Consider the following 24,618-nt stretch of genomic DNA (forward strand, 5'->3'; position numbering starts at 1 on the left):
TCCCCTTCCCCCTGAAAGGGGGAAGGTCGGGATGGGGGTCAGCCGCGGGCTCTGCTGCAAGTGGAGAGAGCAGATCCCCACCCGCTTTGCTCTGCGAGCAAAGCGACCTCCCCTTTTCAAGGGGAGGTGGAAAGGCAGATCGGATGGAGTGCAGCGCAATCTGCGGCTTTCTCGCCAATCGATCGAGCGGTCCCGATTACTCTTCGCTCATCCGGGCTACTTCCCCTTCATCATGATCGTCACCGCCGCGATCAGTTCGAGACCGATGCAGCCATAGAACGGCAGCGTGTAGCTGCCGGAGAGATCGTGCAGCAGCCCGATCACGCCGGGGCCGAACGCATAGGTGATCTGGTTGATTGCGGTGATCAGGCTGACCAGCACGCCGAACGCGCGCGGGTCGAATTCGCGCTGCACGATCAGCGCCGGCAGCGTGATCAGATTGCCGACCGAGAAGCCGAACAGCGCGCAGGCCGCGATCTGCGCGAGGTCATTATGCACGTTGATGATGACGACGAGCGCGATCGCCTGGCTGACAAAGGACAGCGCCGACGCCAGCCGCTGGTTGAGCCGGTCGATCACGAAGGAGAAGGAGACGCGGCCGACCACGGCCATCGCGGTCAGCAGCGCCATCGCCACCGTGGCGCGCTCGCGGCCGATCACCTGGTCGAGATAGGCGATCAGATGGACGATGAAGCCGACCTGGGCGAACAGCACCAGCGCGAAGGCAATCGAGACCGAGAGGAAGCGGATGTCGCGCAGCGCCCGCGCGCGCAGCTGCGTCGCCGACGGGACATCGGCCGCCGCTGAAGTCACCGCGTGAAGATGCACCGGCGGACGCCCGACGAAGATCAGGATCACCGGCACCATCACCACGATCAGAAGCACGGCAGCGGCAATCATCGCGCCGGAGAAGCCGAAGGCGCCGATCCCCGCCACCAGCAGCGGCACGCCGACGATGCCGCCGAAGCTCGCGCCGTTCAGCGCCAGGCTGATCGCCATGCCGCGCTTCTTGTCGAACCACAGGCCGAGCGTGTTGGTGATGATGCCGAGGCTGGTGCCGGCCCAACCGAACGCCAACAGCGCATCGGCGAGATAGAGCTGCCAGGGTTCGCGCACCTCGCCGATTGCAACCGCCGCGACCGCCATCGCGAAGGTGCCTGCGATCAGGCAGCTGCGCGCACCGAACGCCTTGATCGCCTCGCTGACGAAAGCGACCAGCGCGGCGCCGAACAGATAGAAGAATGTCGTGCCCGACGAGATCAGCGACGCCGGCCAGCCGTGCAGCCGCTGCAGCTCGGCGACATAGACGCTCTGGCCGTAGAAGCCCAATCCCCAGCCGAAGCTCGCAAGCAGGAAGCAGACCACGACGATGCGCCAGCCCTCGTAACCAAGCGAGGATTCGTCTGGTAGCGTGGATGAGGATGCGTCCATTCTTGCTCTTGCTTCTCACATCGTCATGGCCGGAGTAGTCCGTTCCCACGATGTGAGCAGCCGTGCAAGCCGGTCATTTCGAAACCGATCGAAGTGTCAGCAATTGGCAGCAGAAATTTAAAGGCTCGGGTTCGGGATTTCTTCCACCGTGCGCAATTTTGCCCGCCGTCTGGCGAATGAGGCGAGCGCCAGCACGGCAAGCCCGAGCAGCACCGGCGGGAACACCACCCAATTGACGGCGTTCCAGCCATAATGCGCGAGCAGCTGGCCCGACGAGAACGAGCCGATCGCCATCATGCCGAACACCAGGAAATCGTTGAACGCCTGCACCTTGTTGCGCTCCTGCGGCCGGTGCGTTTCCAGCACCAGCGCGGAGGCGCCGACGAAGGCAAAATTCCAGCCCACGCCGAGCACGAACAGCGTCGCCCAGAAATGCGGCGCAGTGATACCCGACAGGCCGATCATCGCGGCCACCGCCTCCAGCGCCAGCCCGAGCGCGACGATGCGAGGTGCGCCGAACCGCGCGATCAGCGAGCCCGTGAAAAAGCTCGGGCCATACATCGCCACGATGTGCCACTGGATGCCGAAATTGGAATCGCTGACCGACAGCCCGCACATCTTCATGGCGAGCGGCGCCGAGGTCATCACCAGGTTCATCATCGGATAGGCGATCACGCCGCACAGCGCCGCGGCGATGAAGCGCGGCTGCCTTGCGATCTCGAGCAACGGGCGGCCGCCATGCAGATCCGCCGCCGCGGGTTTCGGTGCGTCGACGCCCGAGAGCACGGCCATTGCCACCAGCGCGACCAGCGCCTGCATCACGAAGGAGAACGCGAACAGATAAGGCGGCCAGATGTCCATGGTCCATTGCACGAGCTGCGGCCCGAGCACGCCGGCGAACACGCCGCCGGCCATCACCCAGGACACCGCCTTGGGGCGGAACGCGGCGCTGGCGCCATCGGCCGCGGCAAAGCGATAGGACTGCGCGACGGCGCCATAGAGCCCGCCGAGGAAGGTCGCGCCGCAGAACAGCCAGAACGACGAATGCAGGATCGCCCAGGCGCCGAGCGCGCCGGTCAGCGTGCCGCAGAAGGTGCCGACGATGAAGGCGACGCGCCTGCCATAGACGCGCGAGATCGCGCCGGTCGGCAGCGTGCCGGCGGCAAGCCCGAGCACATACATCGAGAGCGGCACCGTCGCGAGCGAAACGTTCGGCGCCAGCGTCGCGCCGACGATCGAGCCGGTGGCGAAGATCACGGCCGAATTGGCGCCGGTCAGCGCCTGCGCCGCCGCGAGCCGCCACACATTGCCGCGCGCCCGCGCGTCGTCGCTCGTCTCGTCAGCAGCTGTCACGTCGATCATCGGTCGTCCCGCACTGAAGCCCCAGCGGGAGCCTCCAATCGCCTGCACTATGGAGAGCCGGTGCAGGCCGATCAACCGGCTCAAACGGACGTACGCCATGCGGGAGGCGCACGAGAGAGCGCACCGCCCTCGTGTGCTATTGCAGGGATGACACTTCTATCAGTCCCGTCATCCTGAGGTGCGAGCGGAGCGAGCCTCGAAGGATGCACGGCCACCAGCCGGGCCGTCGACCCTTCGAGACGGCCGCTGCGCGGCCTCCTCAGGGTGACGGTGAGAGAGCTTGACGAGCGACGCCTACCGCGCCGGCTTCTTGCCCGGCCGTTTCTCGGCGCGCAGCGCGCCGGTCTTGTGGACCTTGGAGCGCGGCCCCACGAGGTACGGCTTGTGAACGTGCCATTCAAGCGCAAGCGTCGCGGCGAAACCGAAAAAGCTCGAACGGCTCATGCCGAGTCCGGCGGCATGCTTGTCGATCCGTGCGATGAGGCTCTTCGGCAGATAGACGTTGACGCGCTCGGACGGGTCGGGCGGGTCGACGCCGACCATGAAGAAGGCGGCGACGTCCGAGCCCTTCGGCGCCACGATGCGCTCGATCGGGGTCGGCTCCGGCAATGGCTTGCCCTGCTCGACCCAGCCGTCGACGGTCTGCGCCAGCGTATGCTCGGCGCGCTCGATCGCGTCTTCCTGCGATCGCCCCGCGGCAACGCAGCCCGGAAAGTCCGGAAACCATGCCCCGAACGCGCCGCGCGGCCCGCGCTCCAGCACGGCCGGATAAAGCCGTCTCTTCATTCTGGCCTCCATTATCAGGGTATGCTATTTCACACACCCCCATGTGTCAAATAACACAACGAAATGCAGAGGAGAGCAGACATGGACCGGCAGGCCGAACTCCGCATCATCCGCGCCGCCTATGCCAAGCAGATCATGGCTGCCGCCAACGTCAGCGACACACGCGTAGCCGGGGCCTTTGCCGCCATTCCGCGCGAAGACTTCGTCGGGCCGGGACCGTGGATGATGCTGCGATGGTGGACCCGCGACTACGTGCCGACGCCCGATGCCGATCCGGTCTATCTCTCCACCAACGATCTGGTCGCGCTGCTGCCCGATCGCCGTCTCAACAACGGCCAGCCGTCGTTGCACGCACATCTCATGCACCAGGCCGCGCCCGCCGCCGGCGACCATGTGGTGCATGTCGGAACGGGCACAGGCTATTACACCGCGCTCCTTACGCATCTGGTCGGACCGACCGGCCGCGTGACCGGCATCGAATACGATCCGGAGCTTGCCGCACGCGCCCGCGCCAATCTTGCTTCCTGCCGGAATGTCGAGATCATCGAGGGCGACGGCACGCTTGTCGCGTTCGATTCGGCCGACGTGATCTACGTCAACGCCGGCTGCACCCGGCCTGCCGCGCGATGGCTCGACGGCCTCGCCGACGGCGGTCGCCTGATCCTGCCGCTGACGTCGGATCAGGGATTCAAGGGCGGCGCGCCGGAGCAGGTGGCGCGATCCGGTGCGGTGTTCCGGATCCGGCGCGAGAGCGCAGGCTATCAGGCGTCCTGGATATCAGCGGTCGCGATCATCCCCTGCGACGGCGGCCGCGACGAGGCATCTGAAAAGGCATTGGCGGAAGCCTTCGCCGGCGGCGGCTGGCAGAAGGTGACGCGGCTCCATCGCGACGCCGACATTCCCGACGACCGCTGCTGGCTGCGCGGGGATGGCTGGTGCCTCGCCTATAGTTGATCCATACGCGATGTTCGCCACACGACGCGCAATGGACAGCAAGCGGGCGTCCGCGTAGATCAAGTATGATCGTCAAGCCTCCCCTATCATCGTCGATGGAGTCAGCTGTGTCCCCAGACGAAAGGCCCACTCTCGCCGCTCCTGACGATGATCCCTATCTGTGGCTGGAAAATATCGAGGGAGACCGCGCACTCGATTTCGTCGAACGGCAGAACCGGCTGACGCTGGAAAAATTCGGCGGCGCGCGATTTGCGGCTGACCGCGACCTGCTGGCCGCGATCTACGACCGGCCGGACAATATCCCCTACGTCACGCGCCGCGGCGGGCTGCTCTACAATCTCTGGAAGGACGCGAACAATCCGCGCGGCCTATGGCGGCGGACGACGCTTGAGGAGTTTCGCAAGCCGAAGCCCGAATGGGAAATTCTGCTCGATATCGACAAGCTTGCCAGCGAGGAAAACAAGGACTGGCTGCTGAGCTGGACCCATGCGCCTCCCGAAGCGGGTTCGCGCGCGATCGTAAGTCTGTCGCGCGGCGGCAGCGATGCCACCACGCTGCGCGAATACGACCTGGGAACGAAGAGCTTCGTCGTTGACGGATTTGTGTTGCCGGAAGCAAAGAGTGGCGCCGAATGGGCCGATGCCGATACGCTGCTGCTGGCGAGCGTGGTTGGCGAAGGCATGGCTACGACCTCCGGCTATGCCCGCACCGTCAGGCGCTGGCACCGTGGCGAGGCCGTCGAACAGGCTCCGGTGATTTTCGAGGTACCCGCCGACCATATGGCGGCATATTGCGGCGGTGACCGAACTGGGCCAAGTCCCCGCATCTGGTTCACCGATCGCATCGACTTCTTCAATCTCAAGGTCTGGCTCGGCGACGAGACCGGCGCGAAAACCAAGCTCGATCTGCCGACCGACATCTGGCTCGAAGCGCAGCAGGACTGGCTGGCGGTCAAGCTGCGCTCGGCATGGACCGTGGCGGAGAAGACCTATGCGGCCGATTCCGTGCTCGGCATATCGCTGTCGGCCTTTCTCGCAGGCGATCGCCATTTCACTGTCGTGTTCGAACCGGGCGCGCGGCGCGCGCTGCAGGGATTTTTTTGGACCGACGGCGTACTGGTGCTGTCGATCCTGGATGAGTTGCGACCGGTTTTCGAACTCTGCACACCCTCGGCAAATAACTGGACCCGCCGGAATCTGCCAGGGCTTCCCGAGATCGGGGTGGTCGATGTCTGGCGCCTTGATGTGCACGAGTCCGAGAGCAACGGCGACATGCTGGCCAATGTGCAGGACCCGCTGACGCCGCCCTCCCTGATGCTGGTCGATGGCGTCGCGAGCCCGGCACTGTTGAAGCAGGCGCCGAAGACGTTCTCCGCCGACGGGCTCGTGACCACCCAGCACGAGGCCATCTCGGTCGACGGCGAGCGCATCCCCTACGTGCAGACCGGGCCTGCGACCGAGAGCGGCGACGCTCCGGTCTATATGAGCGCCTATGGCGGCTTCGGTCTCGCCGTAAAACCCTATTACAGTTCGGCGCTCGGCAAGCTGTGGCTGGAGCGCGGCGGCTCCACGGTGCAGGCGAACATCCGCGGCGGCGGAGAGTTCGGCACACGCTGGCACGATGCCGGCCGCAATGCCGGCAAGCGGCTGGCGCATGACGACTTCGCCGCGGTCGCTGCCGATCTGGTCAGACGCGGCGTGACACGCGCCAGCCGGATTGCCGCGGAAGGTGGATCGAACGGCGGCATCCTGATCACCAACATGCTGACGCGCTATCCGGAACGGTTCGGCGCCCTGTTCTGCACGATTCCGCTGATCGACATGCGCCGCTACACCAAGCTTCTCGCCGGGGCGAGCTGGATCGCGGAATATGGCGATCCCGACAAGCCGGAGGAGTGGGACTGGTTGCAGACCTACTCGGCCTATCATGCGGCGAAGTCAGGACAGCACTATCCACCGATCCTGATCGCCACCACAAGGCGTGACGACCGTGTTCATCCCGGACACGCGCGGAAGATGACGGCCAAGCTGCAGGCGATGGGATACGAGGCCTATCTCTACGAGCCCGCCGCCGGCGGCCATGGCTACGGCAAGGACAACCAGGAACGCGCCGCCTTCATCGCGCTCGGCTACACCTTCCTGAAGGACAAGATCGGCTGGATCGACAACGGCGCCTGAGCGCGGCTACTTGCGCACGAACATCAGGATCATGTTGTTGGCCGGCATCTCGAAGGCGCCGCCGAGCTTCAGCCCGACGCTCTCCGCAAGCCTCTCGACCTCGGCGATATCGCGCACGCCCCATTCGGCGTCGCGTTCACGCAACGAGGTGTCGAACACGGCGTTGCTGAGCGCGGTGTGCTTGCCGTCGCGCTTGAACGGGCCGTAGAGGAACAGCCGGCCGTCGGCGCGCAGATGCCGCGCGGCGCCGGCGAACAGGCCCTCGGCGACGCGCCACGGCGCGATGTGGATCACGTTGGCGCAGAAGATCGCGAGCAGCTTGTCCGGACCTTCGCCGGCGGACGGCGCCGGCGACCAGGCCGGATCGGACACATCGATCGGTTGCGGCGGCTCGATATTGGCAAGCCCGGCATGCGCGCGCCAGGCGGCGATGCTGCGCAGGTGCGCCGGATGGAGGTCGCTCGGCCACCAAATGATGTCAGGCGTCTGACCCGCGAAATAGACGACATGCTGGCCGGTGCCGCTGCCGGCCTCCAGCACGTCGCCGGATTGGCCGGCGAGGAAGCGTTTCAGGACCGCCCAGATCGGTTGATGGTTGCGGTGGAACGCTGCCGCGTCGAGCCGCCCGTCCGCCTCGACCGGCTGGCCATCCTTGCCGAACTCCACCACGAACTCCGCCACCGCTTCTCTCCCTCACGCCAGCCGCTTGTGAACCGTGCAACTGCCATCGGCAAGAGCGGAACCCGCATAGCATACTGCCAAACCGTCATCCTGAGGTGCGAGCTCTTGCGAGCCTCGAAGGATGCACGGCCACAGTCGGGCCGTCGCCCCTTCGAGGCTCGCTCCGCTCGCACCTCAGGGTGACGGGTTCTAATCTCGTCTTTGCGAGCTGCTTTGCCATTAACCCCGTCGCAACGCGCCTATTCTCCACATTGCCAGCCGATGGCCTTTGTGCTTTCCACTCTTTATATTGCGATGGGATCATCGAGATTGAAGCCCGGGAAACGTCCTTGATCGCCACTTTCTCCAAGCCAGCCTTCGTCCTGGCGCTGCTGGCGGGCACCGCCATGGCGGTGCCCGCGCAGGCCCAATCCGCCGCCGAGGGCCAGAAACTCGCCTTCGACCGCAGCAAGGGCAATTGCCTGACCTGCCATGTCATCAAGGGCGGCGACCTGCCGGGCACGATCGGCCCCGAGCTGACCGGCCTGAAGGCGAGATACAGCCGCGATGAGCTGGTCGCGATCGTGACCGATGAGACCAAGCGCAATCCGCAAACCGTGATGCCGCCGTTCGGCCGAAACCGGATTTTGAGCGAGAAGGAAATCAACGCGGTGGTGGACTTCCTGCAGACGTTGTGACGCCGCGACCGCCGCTTGAGGAGATTTTTTCGATGAACATCACGACCAGCGAATTCTTCAGGACACGCCGCCTGCTGCTGAAGGGCGCCGGCGTCGCCGCACTGATCGGCCTCGGGGTCATTCCGTTCGACGTGCCGCAGGCGCTCGCCGCCGCCAACGACAAATATCCGGAAGACGCGTTCAAGCAGAAGAGCGAGGCCGACGCGATCAAGGCGCTCTACGGCAAGACTGCCGAGCCCTCGGACAAGGTCAAGATGGACGCGCCGGAGATCGCCGAGAACGGCGCGGTGGTGCCGATCTCCGCCACCACGACGCTATCAGACGTCACCTCGATCTCGTTTCTGGTCAGCGAGAACCCGATCTCGCTGGTCGCCTCGTACAAGATTCCGGCCGGCACGCTGCCGACGGTTGCCAACCGCATCAAGATGGCCAAGACCAGCAACGTCACCGTGATCGTCGAGGCCGGCGGCAAGCTCTACAGCGCCCAAAAGGAAATCAAGGTCACCGTCGGCGGCTGCGGCGGCTGATCACGCGCAAACGATAAGGAAACAAACCGATGGCATCGAGCATTCGCGTGCGCGCCACGTCAAACGGCGACACCACCGAGGTGCAGGCGCTGATCCAGCATCCGATGGATTCCGGCTTCGTCAAGGACGCCAAGGGCGAGATCATTCCGCCGCACTTCATCCAGGTGCTGACCTTCGAGTATGACGGCAGGCCGGTGTTCGTCGCCGACTGGGGCGGCGGCGTCTCCAAGGACCCCTATGTCAAGTTCGCCTTCAAGGGCGGCAAGAAGGGCGACGATCTCAAGGTCAGCTGGGTCGACAACAAGGGCGCGACCGACACCGCCACGGCGAAAATTCAATGACGCGGCGCTTCGCAATCCGCGCTCTAGAGCGTTTTCGAGCGAAGTGGACGCCGGTTCGCGTGAAGAAAACGCGTCAAAACAAAAATCTGGTCGCAACGCTCGCGCTCGGCGTTCTGGCCTGCGCTCCGGTGGCGCGCGCGGCCGACACCGTCGATCCCGCCGCCGACAAGGCCGCGTTCCAAAAATTCTTCACCAGCAAATTCCCCAAGCTGAAGCCCGAGGATTTCGTCAACGGTCCCTATTCGATGAATGAGGACCTGCACAAGCAGTGGCAAGAGAAGGAAGAGTTTCCGCCCTACGAGTTCTCGCTCGAAGCCGGCAAGGAGATGTTCTCGACGCCGTTCAAGAACGGCAAAACCTATGCCGACTGCTTTCCGAACCAGGGCATCGGCATCCGCCAGAACTATCCATATTTCGACGAGAAGGAAGGCAAGGTCGTCACGCTCGAGCTCGCGCTCAACCGCTGCCGCGAGGCCAATGGCGAGGCGCCGTTCTCCTATGTGAAAGACGACATGGCGGCGCTCACCGCCTACATGGCCTTCACCTCGCGCGGCAAGCCGATGGACATCAAGATCCCGAACGATCCGCGCGCGCTGGAGGCCTATCAGAAGGGCAAGGAGTATTTCTACACCCGCCGCGGCCAGCTCAATTTCTCCTGCGCCACCTGCCACATCCAGAGCCCGGGCGAACGGATTCGCGCCGAGGTGCTGGCGCCGGCGCTCGGCATCCTGAACGCGATGCCGATCTACCGCTCGGAATGGTCCGGCATGGGCACGACCAGCCGCCGCTTCACCACCTGCAACAGCCAGATCCGCGGCGTGCCGCTCAATCCGCAGGACGACGAGTATCGCAACCTCGAATATTATCTGTCCTATGTCAGCAATGGCCTGCCGATCTCGGGTCCGGGGGCACGGCCATGAGAACGACGGTCATTTTCGCGGCATCGGTCCTGCTGCTCGCGACCGCAACTGGCGCCCTCGCCGCCTCCGAGGCCGACTACAAGGCAGCCTATGCCGCGGCGGAAGCCGCCAACAGGGAAGCAGGCAGCCTGCGCAACCAGTGGACCACCACCGCCGCGACGCTATCCGCCGCAAAAAAGGCCGGTGAGGCTGGTGATTTCGACACCGCCGTCGCCCAGGCCAAGGAGGCCGAGGCACTGGCAAAGGCATCGATCTTCCAGGCCACCAGCGAGAAGGAACGCTGGAAAGACATGGAAATTCGCTGACGCATAGGAGTTAGGAAGGCACTGGCGAAAGGGTTCCCTCCCCCCTTGCGGGGGAGGGTTAGGGAGAGGGGTGAGCCGCACGGGCGGTGTTCGTGGCTCACCCCTCTCTCCAACTCTCCCCCGCAAGGGGGGAGAGAGCTCGACCACCGCCCGCGTGACTTCGAGCCAAGTGCTGAGAGAGTGATGATCATCCGCCGCCGCGAATTCCTGAGAGCTTCGGCCGCCGCGACGCTTGTGGCCGGCCTGCCCCGGCTTGTGCGCGGCGCCGATACCGCGAGCGTCTACGATCTCGAACGCTTCGGCAACGCCCGCATCCTGCACATGACCGACACCCATGCGCAGCTGAAGCCGGTGTTCTTCCGCGAGCCCAGCGTCAATCTCGGCGTCGGCGCGATGACCGGCCAGCCGCCGCATCTGGTCGGCAAGGCGTTCCTCGACCGTTTCGGCATCCGGCCCGACAGCGCCGACGCCTATGCCTTTACCTGCGTCGAGTTCGAGAAGGCCGCCGGCCGCTTCGGCAAGCTCGGCGGCTTTGCCCATCTGAAGACGCTGGTCGACAAGCTGCGCGCCGATGTCGGCGAAAAGCGCTCGATCCTGCTCGATGGCGGCGACCTCTGGCAGGGCTCAGGGCTCGCCAACGCCATGAACGGCGCCGACATGGTGGAGGCCGCCAATTTGCTCGGCATCGAGGCGATGACCGGGCATTGGGAATTCACCTATGGCGAAGAGGTCCTGCGCGACAATCTCGCCCGCTTCAAGGGTGAGTTCCTGGCGCAGAACGTGTTCCTGACTGAGGAAGCCGCGTTCAACGACGCCAAGGCGTTCGATCCGGCCTCGGGGCGTGTGTTCAAGCCGTCTGTCATCAGGGAGATCGGCGGGCACCGCGTCGCGATCATCGGCCAGGCCTTCCCCTATGTGCCGATCGCGCATCCCAAGCGCTTCACGCCGGACTGGAAGTTCGGCATCCGCGACGAGGAGCTGCAAAAGCTGGTCGACGGCCATCGCAACAACGACAAGGTCGAGGCGGTGATCCTGCTGTCGCATAACGGCATGGATGTCGATCTCAAGCTCGCCAGCCGCGTCACCGGCATCGACGTCATCCTCGGCGGCCACACCCATGATGCGATCCCGATCCCGATCACGGTGACCAACGCCGGCGGCGTCACGCTGGTCACCAATGCCGGCTCCAACGGCAAGTTCATCGGCGTGCTCGATCTCGACCTCGCCAAGAGCAAGGTCGCCAATGTCCGCTACCGCCTGCTGCCGGTGTTCGCCGAACTGCTGAAGCCCGATCCGGCGATGCAAACGCTGATCGACAAGATGCGCGACCCGCATGTCGACGACTGGAGCGACAAGCTCGGCACCGCCGACCGGCTGCTCTACCGCCGCGGCAATTTCTCCGGCACCGTCGACCAGTTGATCTGCGACGCGCTCTTGAGCGAGCTCAACGCCGAGATCGCGCTGTCGCCGGGTTTCCGCTGGGGCCTCACCGCGCTCGCCGGCCAGCCGCTGACCATGGAAGACGTGCTGTCGGAAACCGCGATCACCTATCCCGAGACCTACGTCGCCACCATGACCGGCGGCCAGATCAGGGACGTGCTGGAAGACGTCTGCGACAATCTGTTCAACGTCGATCCCTATTATCAGCAAGGCGGCGACATGGTCCGCGTCGGCGGCCTCGCCTATGCCTGCACGCCGGGCGAATCCGTCGGCAAGCGCATTTCCGAGCTGAAGCTCGGCAACGGCAAGCATCTCGAAGCCGGCAAGCACTACAAGGTCGCGGGCTGGGCCTCGGTCAACCAGCAGAGCGGCGCGCCGATCTGGGAAGTCGTGGCCAAGCACCTGCGCTCCGGCCGGCCGCCGAACCGCGACGAGCCCGGCGTGACGCTGAAGGGCGTCGACGACAACCCGGGCATGACGAAGCTCGGATGACGCGGCGCCCGATCATCGCAGCGCTCGGCCTGGCGGCGCTCGCGCTTGCAACGCCGCTCGCCCGCGCCCAGCTGGCGCCGCTGCAGGACAAGCCGTTCGCCGAGCACAAGATCGTGCTGCAGCTCTCCGACAATGATCCGAGGAAGCAGGGCCTCGTCATCAGCGTCGCCAACAATCTGATGAAGCATTACGACCCCGACAAGGTCGCGGTCGAGATCGTCGCCTTCGGCCCGGGCATCGAGCTGCTCAAGCCCGACAACCCAAACCGCAAGCTGGTCGAAAGCCTGGTCGCGCAGGGCGCGCGGGTCGATATCTGCCTCAACACCGTCGACACGATCGAGCGCGACACCGGCAAGCGGCCCGACTACATCGCGGCCGCTACCCCCGTGCAGGTCGGCGTCGCGCAGATCCTGCTCTTGACCGAGAACGGATATACGCTGGTCCGTCCCTGACGGAGCTGCAGGAGCAGGGCTGGAGCTACGTGCGGCCGTAATCGCAAGGGCCGCAATCCCAATCCCGTCATCCTGAGGAGCCGCGCAGCGGCGTCTCGAAGGATGCACGGCCCCGGTGTCTCCGCGCGCATTTGCTCTCCTCGCGGAAAGAGCCGGGCCGTCCACCCTTCGAGACGCCGCTGCGCGGCTCCTCAGGGTGACGGGACCCGTATCCGCGCGGGGATGGATTTGCTTTGAATCGACCCTATCTATGGAATAATATCCTCCCTGTGACTCGGCCCGGAGAATAGGTAAGCCGTCATGATCTTTCGCCAGCTCTTCGACAGCGTGTCCGGCACCTACAGCTATCTGCTCGCGAGCCGCGCCGGCGGCGAGGCGCTGATCCTCGATCCGGTGCTGGAGAAGGCCGACCGCTACTGCAAGCTGCTGCAGGAACTCGACCTCAGGCTGGTCAAGGCCGTCGATACACATCTGCATGCCGATCACGTCACCGGCCTCGGCGAGCTGCGCGACCGCACCCAGTGCATCACCATCATGGGCGAGCAGAGCAAGGCCGACGTGGTGTCGATGCGCGTTTCCGACGGCGACAAAGTGACGATCGAGGGCCTCTGCCTCGAGGCGATGTACACGCCTGGCCACACCGACGATTCCTACAGCTATCTGATGGGCGACCGCGTCTTCACCGGCGATACGCTCTTGATCCGCGGCACCGGCCGCACCGATTTCCAGAACGGCAGCGCGCGGGCGCAGTACGATTCGATCTTCAATCGCCTCTTGAGGCTGCCCGAAGAGACGATGGTATTCCCCGCGCATGACTACAAGGGCGACACCGTCTCCACGATCGGCGAGGAGAAGCGCTACAATCCGCGGCTGCAGGTCAAATCGATCGACGACTATGTCGAGCTGATGAACAACCTCAATCTGCCGAACCCGAAGCTGATGGATGTCGTGCTGCCCGCCAACATGCATGTCGGCCTGCACCAGGACGAGCTCGCCAAGGAAGGCCTCTCCCTCAGCGCCCGAGACGCCATCGCGAGCCTCGGCCGGCCCGATATCCTGCTGGTCGATTTGCGCGAGAGCGGCGAACGGGCCAAGCACGGCACGCTCGCGGGCGCACTGCACGCGCCCTATCCCGGGATTTGCGCCACCTTGCAGCCCGGCGGCATGCTGCGCGAAGTCGCCGCCGCGACCGGCCGCCGCGTCGTGTTCTTCTGCGCCTTCGGCGAACGCTCGGCGATGGCGGTGGCCGCCGCGAAGAAGGCGGGACTGGCGAACACCGCGCATATCGAGGGCGGCATGGACGCCTGGAAGAAGGCCGGCGGGCCGGTGGTGCTGGGGTAATTCCCTAGGCTCTTCGTTAACGCGCGCGAAATTATCGACCGTCACCCTGAGGTGCGAGCCTTGCGGTGCACTTGCACCGCTGGGCGAGCCTCGAAGGGTCGACGGCCACACTGTGTCCGCGCGCATTTGGCGATATCGGGGCCGTGCATCCTTCGAGGCTCGCAAGAGCTCGCACCTCAGGACGACGGGGTTAATTAGAGCGCTCGGCGCTTACCCGCTGCAGCTCCGCCGTCAACCGATCCAGCGCATCCGCCAGCATCACGCCGCCGCAGACGGTGAGCCGCTCCGGCAGCACGATGCGCTTGCTCTCCGGATAGAACCGCTCCAGCGCCGGGTGCAGCAGGAAGGCGCGGCCGTCATCCTCGGCGCGATCGCCCGCCTCCGCCACCAGGATGAAATCCGGCCGCAGTTTCACGATTGCTTCCAGCGAGGCAAATCCGCCGGCGTTGAAGCCGAGCTCGCCGGCCGCGTTGGAAAGACCCGTTGCCGCCAGCAGCGAGCTGACCAGGCTGCTCTCACCCGACACAAAGCCGCGCCGCTCCAGCGGCAGCACGCGATAATGATGACCGTCAGCCACGGCCCGCGCCCGCGCGATCGCCGCGTCGAGCCGCGCGATCCCGGCCTCTGCGCGATCCGGATGCTGCAGCACATCGCCCATCGCGCGGATCTGCTCCCTCACCTCGTCGAGCGTGCGCGGCACCGTGAACTCGACGAGATGCAGCCCCTTCGCCTTCAACAGATCGCGCGTCGCCCGCTTGTCGAACAGGCTGACGACGACAAGGTCGGGCTTGAGCAGCAGCACATCCTCGGCCTCGCCGGACAGCCGCGGATAGTTTCGCGCCTGTTCGGCGGCCCAGGATTGCCAGGCATCGCGGGAGAAACGGCTGAGCCCGAGGATCTGGTCGTGATCAGCCAGCGACAGCACGAGCTGGTCACTGCAGACATTCATCGAGACGATGCGCGGCCCGGCGGCGGACGCGGTACTGGCGGACATGAGCCCAGCAAGAACGGAGAGCGTCAGCAAAAAGCAGAGCCGAGCGTGATGGCTGACACGCAAAAGGTGCGCCCCCTCTCCCGCTTGCGGGGGAGGGTTGGGGTGGGGGTAGCGCCGCAATGAACACTCTTCGAGTGGAGAAAGCCCCCGCCCGCATCGCATCTTTCGATGCGACACAGCCGAAGCCTCGCTTCGGCGTTTCTTAAGAACGGCCGCCGAAGGCGGCCTATGCTCCCCCGCAAGCGGGAGAGGTGCAGCGCGTCCGCGGCGGTACCGCATGCGCATCACACGTCCGCCCACGGCACGATGACGGCCTCGCGCTGAAATTCAGCGCGGTAGGCGCTGACCGGAACACGCTGGCGAGGACCGCTTCCGACAGCGCCTCATCCGGCGGGCCTTGCGCCGCCAGCCGGCCCTCCGACAGCACCAGCACGTGATCGGCAAAGCGCGCCGCGAGCCCGAGATCGTGTGTCACCACGATGACCAAGACGCCGGTGTCGGCGACGTTGCGCAGCTTCTGCATCACGTCGATCTGGTGGCGCGGATCGAGCGACGCGGTCGGCTCGTCGGCGAGGATCACCGGCGCCTCGACCGCGAGCACCCGCGCCAGCGCGACGCGGCTGCGCTCACCGCCGGACAGCTCGGTGACGCGGCGGTCGCTGAATTCAGTGACGTCGACCGCCTGCATCGCCCGCAGCACGGCCTCCATGTCCTTCGGCGATAGCCGCGCCGGATCGGTCGCGCCATGCGGATAGCGGCCGAGCGCAACGATATCGCGCGCCGGCAGCGGCCAATGCACCATGTGCCCCTGCGGCAGATAGGCGAAGCGCTTCGCGCGCTCGCGTAGCGGCAGTGACGCCAATGCGTCGCCGCCAATCCGGATCTCGCCGTCGGACGGAATCAATCCGGCGAGCGCGCGCAGCAGTGTGGTCTTGCCGGCGCCGTTCGGGCCGACCAGCGCGACCAAATGGCCCGATGCCAGCGACAGCGAGACATCGTGCAGCACCTTTCGGCTGCCGAGCGAAGCATCGAGCGCGATGGCGGACAGCAGCGTCATGCCACGCCTCCGCCGAGCGCGCGGCGTTCGCGCATGATCAGATAGAGGAAGAACGGCACGCCGATGATCGAGGTCAGCACGCCGACCTTGATGTCCGAGGTCGAGGGGATGATGCGCACCGCGATATCGGCCGCGAGCAGCAGCGCCGCGCCGGTGAGCGCGCTCGGCACCAGCAGCCGCGCCGGATCGTGACCGATCAGGGGACGCATCAGATGCGGCGCGACGAGCCCGATGAAGCCGATCGTGCCGGTGACCGCGACCGCGCCGCCGACGCCGAGCGCAACGCCCGCGATCACGAAGAGCCGCAGCCGCCCGACATCGACGCCGAGGCTCTGCGCGGCCTCCTCGCCAAGCGTCAGCGCACGGAACGCGTTCGCCTGGCTGAGCAGGATCGCGGCACCCGCGATGATGAAGGGCAGCGCCAGCGCCACATGCTGAAAGCTGCGGTCCTCCAGCGAGCCGAGCAGCCAGAACGCGATCTCCAGCACCACGAAGGGATTGCTGGAAAGATTCATCACCAGCGCGGTCGCAGCACCGGCGAAGCTCGAGATCGCAAGCCCCGCGAGGATCAGGATCAACAGCCCGGCATTGCGGCCGGCGATCGCGAGCAGCGCGAACACCGAGCCGAACGCGGCGATGATCGCCACCACCGGCAACGCGTAGGAGCGCACGTCGGCCAGGCCGAGCGCGATCACCAGCACCGCGCCGAACGCCGCCGATTGCGGCGCACCGAACAGCGACGGCGAGGCCAGCGGATTGCGCAGCAGGCCCTGCAGCGCCGCGCCTGACAGCCCAAGAATGCCGCCGATTGCGAACGCGAGAATGGTGCGCGGCAAACGGATTTCGCGCACGATCACCTGCGCCACATCGCTGCCGCCGCCGAACAGCGCCTCGATCACCGCGAGCGGCGACAGCCGCACCGGCCCGATGCCGAGCGAGATCACGCACAGCAGCACCACAAGCGCGAGCAGCGCCGCGGTGGCGCCCCATCGGCGCCGCGCCGCGACCTCGGCCGCCAAGGCAAAATCCTGCACGCTCATCGGATCCATGCTCTTACAGCGATCGCCGTGGCAGACAAGCGACACTCGACAAAAACCGTGGCCGTCTGACCGCCGCCCGACTTCCGCCGGATTGACTTTGCTGCCCGGCCGAACCCTAGATGAACATGACGGTTCTTTCATGAGATGAAAAGGGAATGCGGTGCGGGGAAACTTCCCCAAGGCCGCGGCTGCCCCCGCAACTGTATGCGGTGAATCCTTCGTCACAGGCCACTGGGAATCTCGGTCCTGGGAAGGCGACGAAGGGTAACGACCCGCGAGCCAGGAGACCTGCCGTCAGCCGTGGTCACACGCGAAGATGCCGGTCGGGGAGTACAGGCATGAGCTTCACCTGAGGCTGTTAGCACGATGGTGAGACTGGTTCGCGGTGACGTGCCACTGACGTTACCGAGGTCTCGCTTATGTCGTCCTACCCATTCCACCATTGGCGGCGCCGCGCGCTTCTGCTCGCGACGACGATGCTCGCGCCGGCAGTCTTCACCGCCGCCGCGCGGGCGCAGCAGGCGCCTGCTCCCGATCAACTACCGGCCATCGAAGTCACCAAGCCGGGCGAACAGAACGTCACGCGCGCCAAGCCGGCTGCGGACGAAGCGCCGGCACCGCGCCGTCCGGCGCCGGGCACCGCAGAGAGCACCAATGTAGGCGGCGGAAGCGGATCGGGCACCACAGGGACAGGCACGGCCACCGGAACGGGCGGCACCAGCGGCGGTCGCCAGTTCGCCGGCATTGTCGGATCGTCCTCGGCCGTGATCACCGCCGACGACATCGCGCATTCGCCGGTGCAGTCGCTGCCTGAAATCCTCGCGCAGGTGCCGGGCGTGCAGCTGCAAACGCTCTATGGCGGGCCGAACGGCGCCAAGACCTCGGTCGACCTGCGCGGCTTCGGCGCATTCGCCACCGACAACACGCTGTTCCTGCTCAATGGCCGCCGGCTCAACGACGTCGACAAGGCCGGCTTCGACCTCACCACGATCCCGCTCGATTCGATCGCGCGCATCGAGATCACGCGCGGCAACAGCGGCGCCGTGCTCTACGGCGACAACGCGGTGGGCGGCGTTGTCAACATCATCACCAAGACCGGTGTCGGCGGTCCGCCGACGGCAATGCGAGCCGAGGCCGGATACGGCTCGTTCAACACCCGCATGGCCGCCGTCTCCGCGGCGCTCAATGCGGGACCGTGGTCCACCTCGTTCTACGGCAACGGCATCAAGTCCGACGGCTACCGCGTCAACAACGCGCTCGACCAGCGCAACGCCGTCGGCAGTATCAACTACACCACGCCCGATCTCACCGCTTTCCTCACCGTCACGGGCAGCGACCAGAAGCTCGGTCTGCCCGGCGGGCGGCTGGTCGATCCCTCGATCGGGGTGAACGAGCTGCAAACCGACCGCAGGGGCAGCAGCACGCCGTTCGACTATGCCAACCAGCAGACCGCCAGCGTCACCGCCGGCTTCACCAAAACGCTGATCAACGGCGTCGACCTGATCGTCGACGGCGGCTGGCGGCAGCGCGATACCCAAAGCGGCTTCTTCGGCACGGTACCGACCATCAGCTTCGCCTCGACCTACAACGATGCCGCGCTGGAGACCTGGTCGCTGACGCCGCGGCTCAGCGTCAAGAACGTGATGCTGGGGATGCCGTCGACGATCCTCACCGGCATCGACTATTACGATTCGACGTTCCGTCAGGCACGCGGCGCGTTCCAGGGCGTCGACCCCTTCCACATCTACAATATCGAGCAGCAGAGCGTGGCCGGCTACTGGCAGCACACGCTCGGATTGCTGCCGACCACTGACTTCGCCTATGGCGCACGCGTCCAGAATACCAGCGTCTCGGCGCGCGATCGCTACGACCCGAATGCGCCGTTCGCGTTCGACACGCAAGCGTCGCCGCTCGACAGCAACGAGACGCAATATGCGCTGCATGTCGGCGTCGAGCATCGCTTCACCGACACATTCTCGGTGTTCGGCCGCGCCGCACGCGCATTCCGCACGCCCGATGTCGACGAACGCGTCGCCTCGGGTCCGTCATTCGACCCGCTAACCTTCCTGCCCATCGCGCAGAATTTTGCGCTCAAGACCCAGACGTCGCAGGACGTCGAGGGCGGCTTCCGGGTCAGGACCAACCGCTTCCAGGTCCAGACCAGCGTTTATCTGATGGATCTCGAGAACGAGATCCATTTCAACCCGGTGCTGTTCTACAACGTCGATCTCGACCCCACCCGCCGCTACGGAAGCGAGACCAGCGCCTCGCTCAAGGTCACCGACAGCGTGACCCTGCGCGGCGGCATGGCGATCACCCGCGCGGTCTTCCGCGAAGGCATCTGGGCCGGCAATGACGTGCCGCTGGTGTCGCGCTACACCGGCAGTCTCGGCGTGACCTGGAATATCTGGCAGAACTATCTGGTGTTCGACGCCACCGCGCGCGCCTGGAGCTCGCGCATCATGGACAACGACCAGGCCAACACCCAGACCCGGATTCCCGCTAACGCCACCGCCGACATCAAGCTGAGCGGGCAAGTCGATCGCTTCTTCTGGTCGCTCAGCGTCAACAACCTGTTCAACGCGCTCTATTACGACTACGCCATCGCGAGCTCATTCACGGATGGCCGCTTCTCGGCCTATCCGCTCCCCGGCCGCACCTACATGGTGAAGGCTGGCGCGACGTTTTAGAGCGTGATCGGGCGCGGCGGGTGTGATCCCGCCGCGCCGTCTCGCTCCATTACAAGCGCCAGCAAACTGGGGTAGAATTCCGGCAGCTGATTTAACCCGCGCAGGGGAAACGCATGGGCAAGGCCGGAAAGACGAGCAAGGGCGCCGACAAGCCCAGCAAGAAGTCCGACGAAAAGTCGAAGGCGCCTCCGCTACCCGCCGCGCCGCCGGACGACGAGTATGACGAGGATGGCGACATCGCCACGCCGAAGATCGACCGCTATGGCAATGACGACGAGCCGTTGTGAGAGATGAACGATATCCATCCCTGCGTCGTCCCGGCGAAAGCCGGGACCCATAACCACAGGGCCGAGTTGTTGAAGCGCGCTGTGGCCCAGCGCGTCGCAACAATCATCATTGGTGGTTATGGGTCCCGGGTCGCGCTTCCGCCTTCGCTCGTTGAGCTACGGCGGACAAGTCGCTTGCCCGGGACGACGAGAATGGGGTCAGCAAAACTCCGCACTCTCGATCTTCTTGATGCTGCCGCGATCGAGCAGATGCGCGCCAAAGCCGCCGCGCGCCAGCGATGATGCGATCTGCGGCGATGCCAGCAGCAGCGCCGTGGTCATCGCCAGCGGCGCGGCGCTGAGCCAATCGAGCCGCACCGGCGTCAACTCTTCCGTACTGCCGCGATAGAGACCGTCACCCGCGGCGATGCGGCCGCATTCCCTGATCAGCTCGCGCCTTGTGCCGTCGCGCGACGCGCTGCCGAGCAGCGCCTGCATCGCCAGATGCGTCCGCACGCCGGCGCGGCCGTCCGCCAGCGGAGCCGGCGTCTCGTCAAGCGAGACGCGCAGCAGCAGGTCGACCAGATCGGTGCCGGACCGGTATGCGTTCATGGGCTCAACCAGCCGCGGGTTGCAGTCGATCAAAAGCGGTGTTGCGCTGTCGAGCGGCATGATGACATCGACCGACAGCGCGCCATGCCAGCCGAGATGCGCGCCGATGGTCTCGAGTGCGGCGCGGATCGCCGGCCGGCTTACGCTCTCCTTGATCGCCTCGCCGCCGCCGACGCCGGCCGCGATCTGCCGGTAGGCGTGGAAGGCAATGAGAGTGCCGCGGCAAAACACCGATTGCGCCTTCTCGACGGTGCCGGTGATGAGGTCCTGCGCCAGCACCTCGCCGGCAAAATCGCCAGCGGATTCGAGATCGTAAAGCGCGCGATGGAGGTCGTTGGCGTCGCGCACGAACCAGATGCCGCGGCTCGCGGTGCCGATCGACGTCTTGACCACGGAGGGAAACCGCAGGCCGTCGCGCAGCTCCTCGACCGAGTTCACGATCCGGGTCGGCGGCTGCGGCAGGCCGAGCTGGTCGAGCAGACGGCTGAAGCCCGCCTTGCTGTGCACGGCGCGATAGCTGGTGAAATCCGGCAGTGCGAGGCCCACGCGCGGTTGCAGCCGTCCCTCGGCGCGGGCGAACAAGAATCCCTGTTCATGGATCGGCAACAGCACATCGAAATGCCGCGACGCCAACAGACGCTCGACGAAGCGCAGGAAGCCGGCCGGATCGGTGCGCAGCGGCGGACAATGGTGGTACTTGCGTACAAAGCGGGAATAGCGCGCCAGGCACCAGCGCGAGGGATCGCAGATTTCGACGTGATGGCCGGCCAGCCCCAGGATCGTGATCGCCTCGCGGCCTGAGGTGCTGGAGCCCTCTGACACGAGCACCCGGAGCGGCTTTTTGGCGTCGATCATGACCGATCATCGCCGCGCCGCCACGCTTTGTCGCCGCCATTAATGCCGCATGTGTCGATCCGGCACGCCCACGCCGGGGGCAGCCATGCAGGCGCGTTCATGGACAATTAGCAGCCAGCCTCTATTTTCGGCGCGCCCTGCCGGGCGTTGGGAAAAGGGTTGTCTCAAAAATGGTCGACGTTCTGGCCGCACCGCAGCAAGCGAGAGCCGACAGCGCGGTGCGCACGCTGACGGGGATTTCGGTCGCCCATTGGGTCAGCCATTTCCATATTTTCGTGCTGCCGATGCTGTTCCCGTTCCTGAAGCAGCAGCTCGGCGTCGGCTATGTCGAGCTCGGCCTGGCGCTGACGGTGTTCGCGGTGGTCTCCGGCCTGACCCAAGCGCCGATCGGCTACCTCGCCGACCATATCGGCGCGCGCAAGATCCTGCTGATCGGGCTGACGATCGGCGGCTGTGCGCTGATCGGGCTCGGCCTGCATCTCAGCTATCCCTCGCTGATCGTCTGCGCCGTGCTGCTCGGGCTTGCCAATAGCGTCTATCATCCGGCTGACTACGCGATCCTCTCGGCCCATATGGACGAGGCGCGGATGGGCCGCGCCTTCTCGATCCATACCTTTGCCGGCTTCCTCGGCGGCGCGGTGGCGCCCGCGATCATGGCGGCGCTGGTCGCCTCGATCGGCGGCCTCGGCGCGCTGATCGTGGCCGGCGCGGTCGGTCCGCTGGTGGCGTTGTTCCTGATCGTGCTCGGCATTCCCGATGCCGGCGCCAACAGGAACAAGGCCAAGGACGACAATGCGCCGAAGGCCAGCGTGATCACGCCGGCGCTGATGGTGCTGACCGCCTTCTTCACGCTGCTCAGCCTGTCGACCTCGGGCATCAACAATTTCGGCGTGGTGGCACTGATGGGCGGCTACGGCGCGTCGTTCTCCACCGCCAATATCGCGCTGACCGCGTTCCTCGGCGCCAGCGCCGCGGGCGTGCTGGCGGGTGGCTATCTCGCCGACTGGACCCATCGTCACAGCCAGGTCGCGGCGGCCTGCTTTGCGATCAATGCCGTGCTCGTGCTGCTGATCGCGGTGATGGACCTGCCCCCCGTCCTGCTCACGCTGGCGATGGGGCTCGCCGGATTCCTTGGCGGCGTGATCGCGCCGTCCCGCGACATGATGGTGCGCAACGCCGCGCCTCCCGGCGCCGCCGGCCGCGCCTTCGGCATCGTCTCCACCGGCTTCAACTTCGGCGGCATCGTCAGCCCGCTGCTGTTCGGCTGGATCATGGACCAGCACATGCTGCACTGGGTGTTCGGTGCCTCGGTGGGCTTCATGGTGCTGACCGTGCTGCTGGCGCTGGTCACCGAGCGCAAGCCGTAGCCCTCCGAGGCTACAATCCGGGCGTAGCCCCGTTCGGCAACCCGGCGCGGCAGGCTCACCGCGCATCGCGCTAACCTCCAGAGGAGCTGCCAAACTCACCGGCCCCAGAATGCCGGCGTCGTCTTGAACCGCCGCCAACTCTTGCGCAGCGTCTTCGCCACCGCGATCTGATCGCGGGCCAGCCAGCCGGCCATCGCGCCGATGCCGAGATGGAGCGCAGGCTGGTCGTCCTGCCGGATGGCATGGAGCAGCGTGCGCGTGCTTCCGATGTCGCACACCCGCCCGAGACTAGCCTGCAGCCCGGCGAGCCGCTTCACGTAGCGCTTCGCCGGCGCGTGCGCGGCATAAAGCGGCAGGAAGAATTCCGCCGCATAGCGCAGCTTCTTGAGGTTGATTCTGAGATTGTGCTGCGCATGGATATCGAGCCGCCGGAACCGCGCACCACGCTTCAACGTCTTGCGATGCAATCGTTCCAGAATTTTGTCGGCGAGCACGGGCATTGGTTGCGACAGGACGGCCAGCGCTTCGCTGTCGATCTCGTTGCGCCAGCTGCGGCGTTCCACCATCTGCCCCAGCGAGAGCAGGAAGCGGCTGCAACGGGGATCGGCCAGAACGCCATGCAAGGCGCCGTAGCTCGACTTCCGCTGCTGTTCAACCGCCTGGCGGAGGCCATCCAGGTCGATATCCGGAGCCGCGCGGGCCAAGCGGGCGATCGTCTCCTTGGCGAAGACGTCCCAATCCCGGGCCCGGCCGAGTTGCCGCATCAGCCATTTTGCTTCGCTGTTGACCGCCAGAAATGCCGGCGACGGAATGTCGCGCCGGAACAGCGCACAGATCGTCCGCAAGCGCCGCAAGGCCACCCGCATCTGGTGCACGCCTTCGGGGTCCGATCCCTGCTCGGCCACCGCGTGGTTTTTCAAAAGATGGTGCCAGCAGGAGCCCACCAGCAGTGCGATGACGTCGTCGACCACAAGCTCCGCGGTAACGCCTGACAACTCGGCTTTCGCTGCCGATGGCGCGACGTCAAACGCAAGCGCATAGCCGCGTTCCGACTTGCTGCGCGTACCAATCTGCAGCGGCGCGGCGTCGAGCAACTGCGCTCCGAGATCGAACAGGACGCCGGCATTGCCCCTCTTCAGTTCAAGCTCGATTTCCGACAGGACCTCCTGGCGCGCATTGGCCTCGATCGTCCCCTCATCGAAGACGACTTCAACCGACGCATCTGGCAGATCGAGCTGCCGTGCGTGCCGGCGCACCTTGGTCGCGAAAACCGGCACCAGCGCGTCGTTACTCAGCGCCGCCAGGGGATCGCCGACCTCGTCGACGGGGAGTCGCGCCAGATCAGGGGCGATGCTTTCAACCGGCGCTTCCCATTGGCGTCGCATCAGAGGCTGCGCGCCGTTGGGGGAAAGCTTCAGCGTCTGGATGAAGGTCTTGCCGCTGCGTCGCACGCGCAATGACATGCCATGCTGAAACAGCAGTCGCTCCGGCGTGTCGTAATACACCGTTTCCAGCCGGTGAAACGCGCCGCGATTGCGCGCATGCTGCACGATGCAAGGTGCCTCGCGCAGTTTTTCGAGGCTTCCTTGCGGCGCAAGCAGCTTGAGTTCGATTTCCGCCTGATCGCCATGCCCGACGGCAATGGCAGTGCCCGCATCGATCACGACCGGCTGCCGCTCATTCAATGATATCGCCCCCAGCTTGGTGTATGAAGGTTTCATGACAATGACAAGGCGTACCCTTGCACGACAGCGTGCATTGCGACGAATTGTACCTAAATTCACGCGGTGAAGTTGAAGGGGGTTGCGCCGCCATCCAAGAGCGAGAAACGCGTGCCACGCGTTTTCGATG

21 protein-coding genes, 1 pseudogene and 1 riboswitch are annotated in these 24,618 nt (G+C 65.6%); of the genes and pseudogenes, 13 read left to right on the top strand and 9 right to left on the bottom strand.

Annotation, left to right across the window (positions count from 1 at the left end; genetic code table 11):
• Window positions 1-216 precede the first annotated feature (216 nt).
• The 3 genes from V5279_RS42555 to V5279_RS42565 form a co-directional block, all read right to left on the bottom strand.
• Complete coding sequence (locus V5279_RS42555) at window positions 217-1,431, bottom strand: MFS transporter (RefSeq protein ID WP_338692927.1); 1,215 nt, start codon at window positions 1,429-1,431, stop codon at window positions 217-219.
• 117 nt (window positions 1,432-1,548) lie between these two features.
• Entirely contained in the window at window positions 1,549-2,793 is a 1,245-nt protein-coding gene (locus V5279_RS42560) for an MFS transporter (protein ID WP_338692929.1), read from the bottom strand.
• 294 nt (window positions 2,794-3,087) lie between these two features.
• On the bottom strand, window positions 3,088-3,579 hold the full coding sequence (locus V5279_RS42565; protein WP_166213483.1) for a type II toxin-antitoxin system HicB family antitoxin: 492 nt from the start codon (window positions 3,577-3,579) through the stop codon (window positions 3,088-3,090).
• Window positions 3,580-3,660: 81 nt separating this feature from the next.
• Between V5279_RS42565 and V5279_RS42570 the strand changes: the two genes are divergently transcribed.
• Entirely contained in the window at window positions 3,661-4,533 is an 873-nt protein-coding gene (locus V5279_RS42570) for a protein-L-isoaspartate O-methyltransferase family protein (protein WP_338692935.1), read from the top strand.
• Window positions 4,534-4,640: 107 nt separating this feature from the next.
• Window positions 4,641-6,710 carry a prolyl oligopeptidase family serine peptidase gene (locus tag V5279_RS42575; RefSeq protein WP_338692937.1) on the top strand — a complete coding sequence of 690 codons (2,070 nt, stop codon included), beginning with the start codon at window positions 4,641-4,643 and terminating at the stop codon, window positions 6,708-6,710.
• Between the two features lie 6 nt (window positions 6,711-6,716).
• On the opposite strand, the gene V5279_RS42580 is transcribed toward V5279_RS42575, so the two are convergent.
• On the bottom strand, window positions 6,717-7,391 hold the full coding sequence (locus V5279_RS42580) for a DUF938 domain-containing protein (RefSeq protein WP_338692939.1): 675 nt from the start codon (window positions 7,389-7,391) through the stop codon (window positions 6,717-6,719).
• Between the two features lie 386 nt (window positions 7,392-7,777).
• Here V5279_RS42580 and soxX point away from each other — a divergent pair, with 386 nt between their 5' ends.
• The 8 genes from soxX to V5279_RS42620 all read left to right on the top strand — a co-directional run bounded on the left by soxX (window position 7,778) and on the right by V5279_RS42620 (window position 13,886).
• Window positions 7,778-8,068: a sulfur oxidation c-type cytochrome SoxX gene (soxX, locus tag V5279_RS42585; RefSeq protein WP_338701705.1), complete on the top strand. Its 291-nt coding sequence runs from the start codon at window positions 7,778-7,780 to the stop codon at window positions 8,066-8,068.
• A 32-nt stretch (window positions 8,069-8,100) separates the two neighbouring features.
• Complete coding sequence (soxY, locus tag V5279_RS42590) at window positions 8,101-8,595, top strand: thiosulfate oxidation carrier protein SoxY (RefSeq protein WP_338692941.1); 495 nt, start codon at window positions 8,101-8,103, stop codon at window positions 8,593-8,595.
• Between the two features lie 29 nt (window positions 8,596-8,624).
• A complete protein-coding gene (gene soxZ / locus V5279_RS42595; RefSeq protein ID WP_338692943.1) occupies window positions 8,625-8,936 on the top strand; it encodes a thiosulfate oxidation carrier complex protein SoxZ in 312 nt (103 codons plus the stop codon).
• Between the two features lie 86 nt (window positions 8,937-9,022).
• Complete coding sequence (gene soxA, locus V5279_RS42600) at window positions 9,023-9,856, top strand: sulfur oxidation c-type cytochrome SoxA (RefSeq protein ID WP_338701707.1); 834 nt, start codon at window positions 9,023-9,025, stop codon at window positions 9,854-9,856.
• Window positions 9,853-10,161 carry a hypothetical protein gene (locus V5279_RS42605; protein ID WP_338692945.1) on the top strand — a complete coding sequence of 103 codons (309 nt, stop codon included), beginning with the start codon at window positions 9,853-9,855 and terminating at the stop codon, window positions 10,159-10,161. The genes soxA and V5279_RS42605 overlap by 4 nt, the downstream gene beginning before the upstream one ends.
• Before the next feature lie 183 nt (window positions 10,162-10,344).
• Window positions 10,345-12,093, top strand: coding sequence for a thiosulfohydrolase SoxB (gene soxB / locus V5279_RS42610; RefSeq protein WP_338692947.1), 1,749 nt, complete (start codon window positions 10,345-10,347; stop codon window positions 12,091-12,093).
• Entirely contained in the window at window positions 12,090-12,545 is a 456-nt protein-coding gene (locus V5279_RS42615; RefSeq protein ID WP_338692949.1) for a hypothetical protein, read from the top strand. The genes soxB and V5279_RS42615 overlap by 4 nt, the downstream gene beginning before the upstream one ends.
• A gap of 300 nt (window positions 12,546-12,845) precedes the next feature.
• Window positions 12,846-13,886: an MBL fold metallo-hydrolase gene (locus V5279_RS42620; RefSeq protein ID WP_338692951.1), complete on the top strand. Its 1,041-nt coding sequence runs from the start codon at window positions 12,846-12,848 to the stop codon at window positions 13,884-13,886.
• Between the two features lie 190 nt (window positions 13,887-14,076).
• Here the strand turns inward: V5279_RS42620 and V5279_RS42625 are convergent, their stop codons facing one another.
• The 3 genes and pseudogenes from V5279_RS42625 to V5279_RS42635 all read right to left on the bottom strand — a co-directional run bounded on the left by V5279_RS42625 (window position 14,077) and on the right by V5279_RS42635 (window position 16,977).
• Window positions 14,077-14,880, bottom strand: coding sequence for an ABC transporter substrate-binding protein (locus tag V5279_RS42625; RefSeq protein WP_338692953.1), 804 nt, complete (start codon window positions 14,878-14,880; stop codon window positions 14,077-14,079).
• 284 nt (window positions 14,881-15,164) lie between these two features.
• Window positions 15,165-15,937 (bottom strand): annotated as a pseudogene (locus V5279_RS42630) (ABC transporter ATP-binding protein).
• A complete protein-coding gene (locus tag V5279_RS42635; protein ID WP_338692955.1) occupies window positions 15,934-16,977 on the bottom strand; it encodes an iron ABC transporter permease in 1,044 nt (347 codons plus the stop codon). Before V5279_RS42635 ends, V5279_RS42630 begins: the two are co-directional and overlap by 4 nt.
• Window positions 16,978-17,089: 112 nt before the next feature.
• Window positions 17,090-17,287, top strand: a riboswitch (cobalamin riboswitch).
• A gap of 109 nt (window positions 17,288-17,396) precedes the next feature.
• Between V5279_RS42635 and V5279_RS42640 the strand changes: the two genes are divergently transcribed.
• Window positions 17,397-19,667 (top strand): TonB-dependent receptor, encoded by a 2,271-nt coding sequence (locus V5279_RS42640; protein WP_338692958.1) that lies wholly within the window; start codon window positions 17,397-17,399, stop codon window positions 19,665-19,667.
• A gap of 113 nt (window positions 19,668-19,780) precedes the next feature.
• The gene (locus tag V5279_RS42645) at window positions 19,781-19,954 is read left to right on the top strand and encodes a hypothetical protein (RefSeq protein WP_338692960.1); all 174 of its coding nucleotides are present in this window, start codon (window positions 19,781-19,783) and stop codon (window positions 19,952-19,954) included.
• Window positions 19,955-20,152: 198 nt separating this feature from the next.
• Here the strand turns inward: V5279_RS42645 and V5279_RS42650 are convergent, their stop codons facing one another.
• Window positions 20,153-21,400, bottom strand: a complete 1,248-nt coding sequence (locus tag V5279_RS42650; protein ID WP_338692962.1) for a hypothetical protein — start codon at window positions 21,398-21,400, stop codon at window positions 20,153-20,155.
• 170 nt (window positions 21,401-21,570) lie between these two features.
• Here V5279_RS42650 and V5279_RS42655 point away from each other — a divergent pair, with 170 nt between their 5' ends.
• Window positions 21,571-22,767, top strand: a complete 1,197-nt coding sequence (locus V5279_RS42655) for an MFS transporter (protein ID WP_338692964.1) — start codon at window positions 21,571-21,573, stop codon at window positions 22,765-22,767.
• Between the two features lie 95 nt (window positions 22,768-22,862).
• Here V5279_RS42655 and V5279_RS42660 read toward each other — a convergent pair whose 3' ends face one another.
• Complete coding sequence (locus V5279_RS42660; RefSeq protein ID WP_338692966.1) at window positions 22,863-24,452, bottom strand: CHAD domain-containing protein; 1,590 nt, start codon at window positions 24,450-24,452, stop codon at window positions 22,863-22,865.
• Between the last annotated feature and the right edge of the window lie 166 nt (window positions 24,453-24,618).

Source organism: Bradyrhizobium sp. 26S5 (assembly GCF_036923295.1).
GTDB lineage: Bacteria > Pseudomonadota > Alphaproteobacteria > Rhizobiales > Xanthobacteraceae > Bradyrhizobium > Bradyrhizobium septentrionale.

What these genes read in the sequence shown, in the direction of transcription:
- soxZ (WP_338692943.1), top strand. Translation starts at nt 8,625, where the DNA reads ATGGCATCGAGCATTCGCGTGCGCGCCACGTCAAACGGCGACACCACC.
- V5279_RS42650 (WP_338692962.1), bottom strand. Translation starts at nt 21,400, where the DNA reads ATGATCGACGCCAAAAAGCCGCTCCGGGTGCTCGTGTCAGAGGGCTCC.
- V5279_RS42560 (WP_338692929.1), bottom strand. Translation starts at nt 2,793, where the DNA reads ATGATCGACGTGACAGCTGCTGACGAGACGAGCGACGACGCGCGGGCG.
- V5279_RS42625 (WP_338692953.1), bottom strand. Translation starts at nt 14,880, where the DNA reads ATGTCCGCCAGTACCGCGTCCGCCGCCGGGCCGCGCATCGTCTCGATG.
- soxY (WP_338692941.1), top strand. Translation starts at nt 8,101, where the DNA reads ATGAACATCACGACCAGCGAATTCTTCAGGACACGCCGCCTGCTGCTG.
- V5279_RS42565 (WP_166213483.1), bottom strand. Translation starts at nt 3,579, where the DNA reads ATGAAGAGACGGCTTTATCCGGCCGTGCTGGAGCGCGGGCCGCGCGGC.
- V5279_RS42615 (WP_338692949.1), top strand. Translation starts at nt 12,090, where the DNA reads ATGACGCGGCGCCCGATCATCGCAGCGCTCGGCCTGGCGGCGCTCGCG.
- soxB (WP_338692947.1), top strand. Translation starts at nt 10,345, where the DNA reads ATGATCATCCGCCGCCGCGAATTCCTGAGAGCTTCGGCCGCCGCGACG.
- V5279_RS42640 (WP_338692958.1), top strand. Translation starts at nt 17,397, where the DNA reads ATGTCGTCCTACCCATTCCACCATTGGCGGCGCCGCGCGCTTCTGCTC.
- V5279_RS42655 (WP_338692964.1), top strand. Translation starts at nt 21,571, where the DNA reads ATGGTCGACGTTCTGGCCGCACCGCAGCAAGCGAGAGCCGACAGCGCG.
- V5279_RS42645 (WP_338692960.1), top strand. Translation starts at nt 19,781, where the DNA reads ATGGGCAAGGCCGGAAAGACGAGCAAGGGCGCCGACAAGCCCAGCAAG.
- V5279_RS42620 (WP_338692951.1), top strand. Translation starts at nt 12,846, where the DNA reads ATGATCTTTCGCCAGCTCTTCGACAGCGTGTCCGGCACCTACAGCTAT.
- V5279_RS42605 (WP_338692945.1), top strand. Translation starts at nt 9,853, where the DNA reads ATGAGAACGACGGTCATTTTCGCGGCATCGGTCCTGCTGCTCGCGACC.
- V5279_RS42635 (WP_338692955.1), bottom strand. Translation starts at nt 16,977, where the DNA reads ATGAGCGTGCAGGATTTTGCCTTGGCGGCCGAGGTCGCGGCGCGGCGC.
- soxX (WP_338701705.1), top strand. Translation starts at nt 7,778, where the DNA reads ATGGCGGTGCCCGCGCAGGCCCAATCCGCCGCCGAGGGCCAGAAACTC.
- V5279_RS42555 (WP_338692927.1), bottom strand. Translation starts at nt 1,431, where the DNA reads ATGGACGCATCCTCATCCACGCTACCAGACGAATCCTCGCTTGGTTAC.
- V5279_RS42570 (WP_338692935.1), top strand. Translation starts at nt 3,661, where the DNA reads ATGGACCGGCAGGCCGAACTCCGCATCATCCGCGCCGCCTATGCCAAG.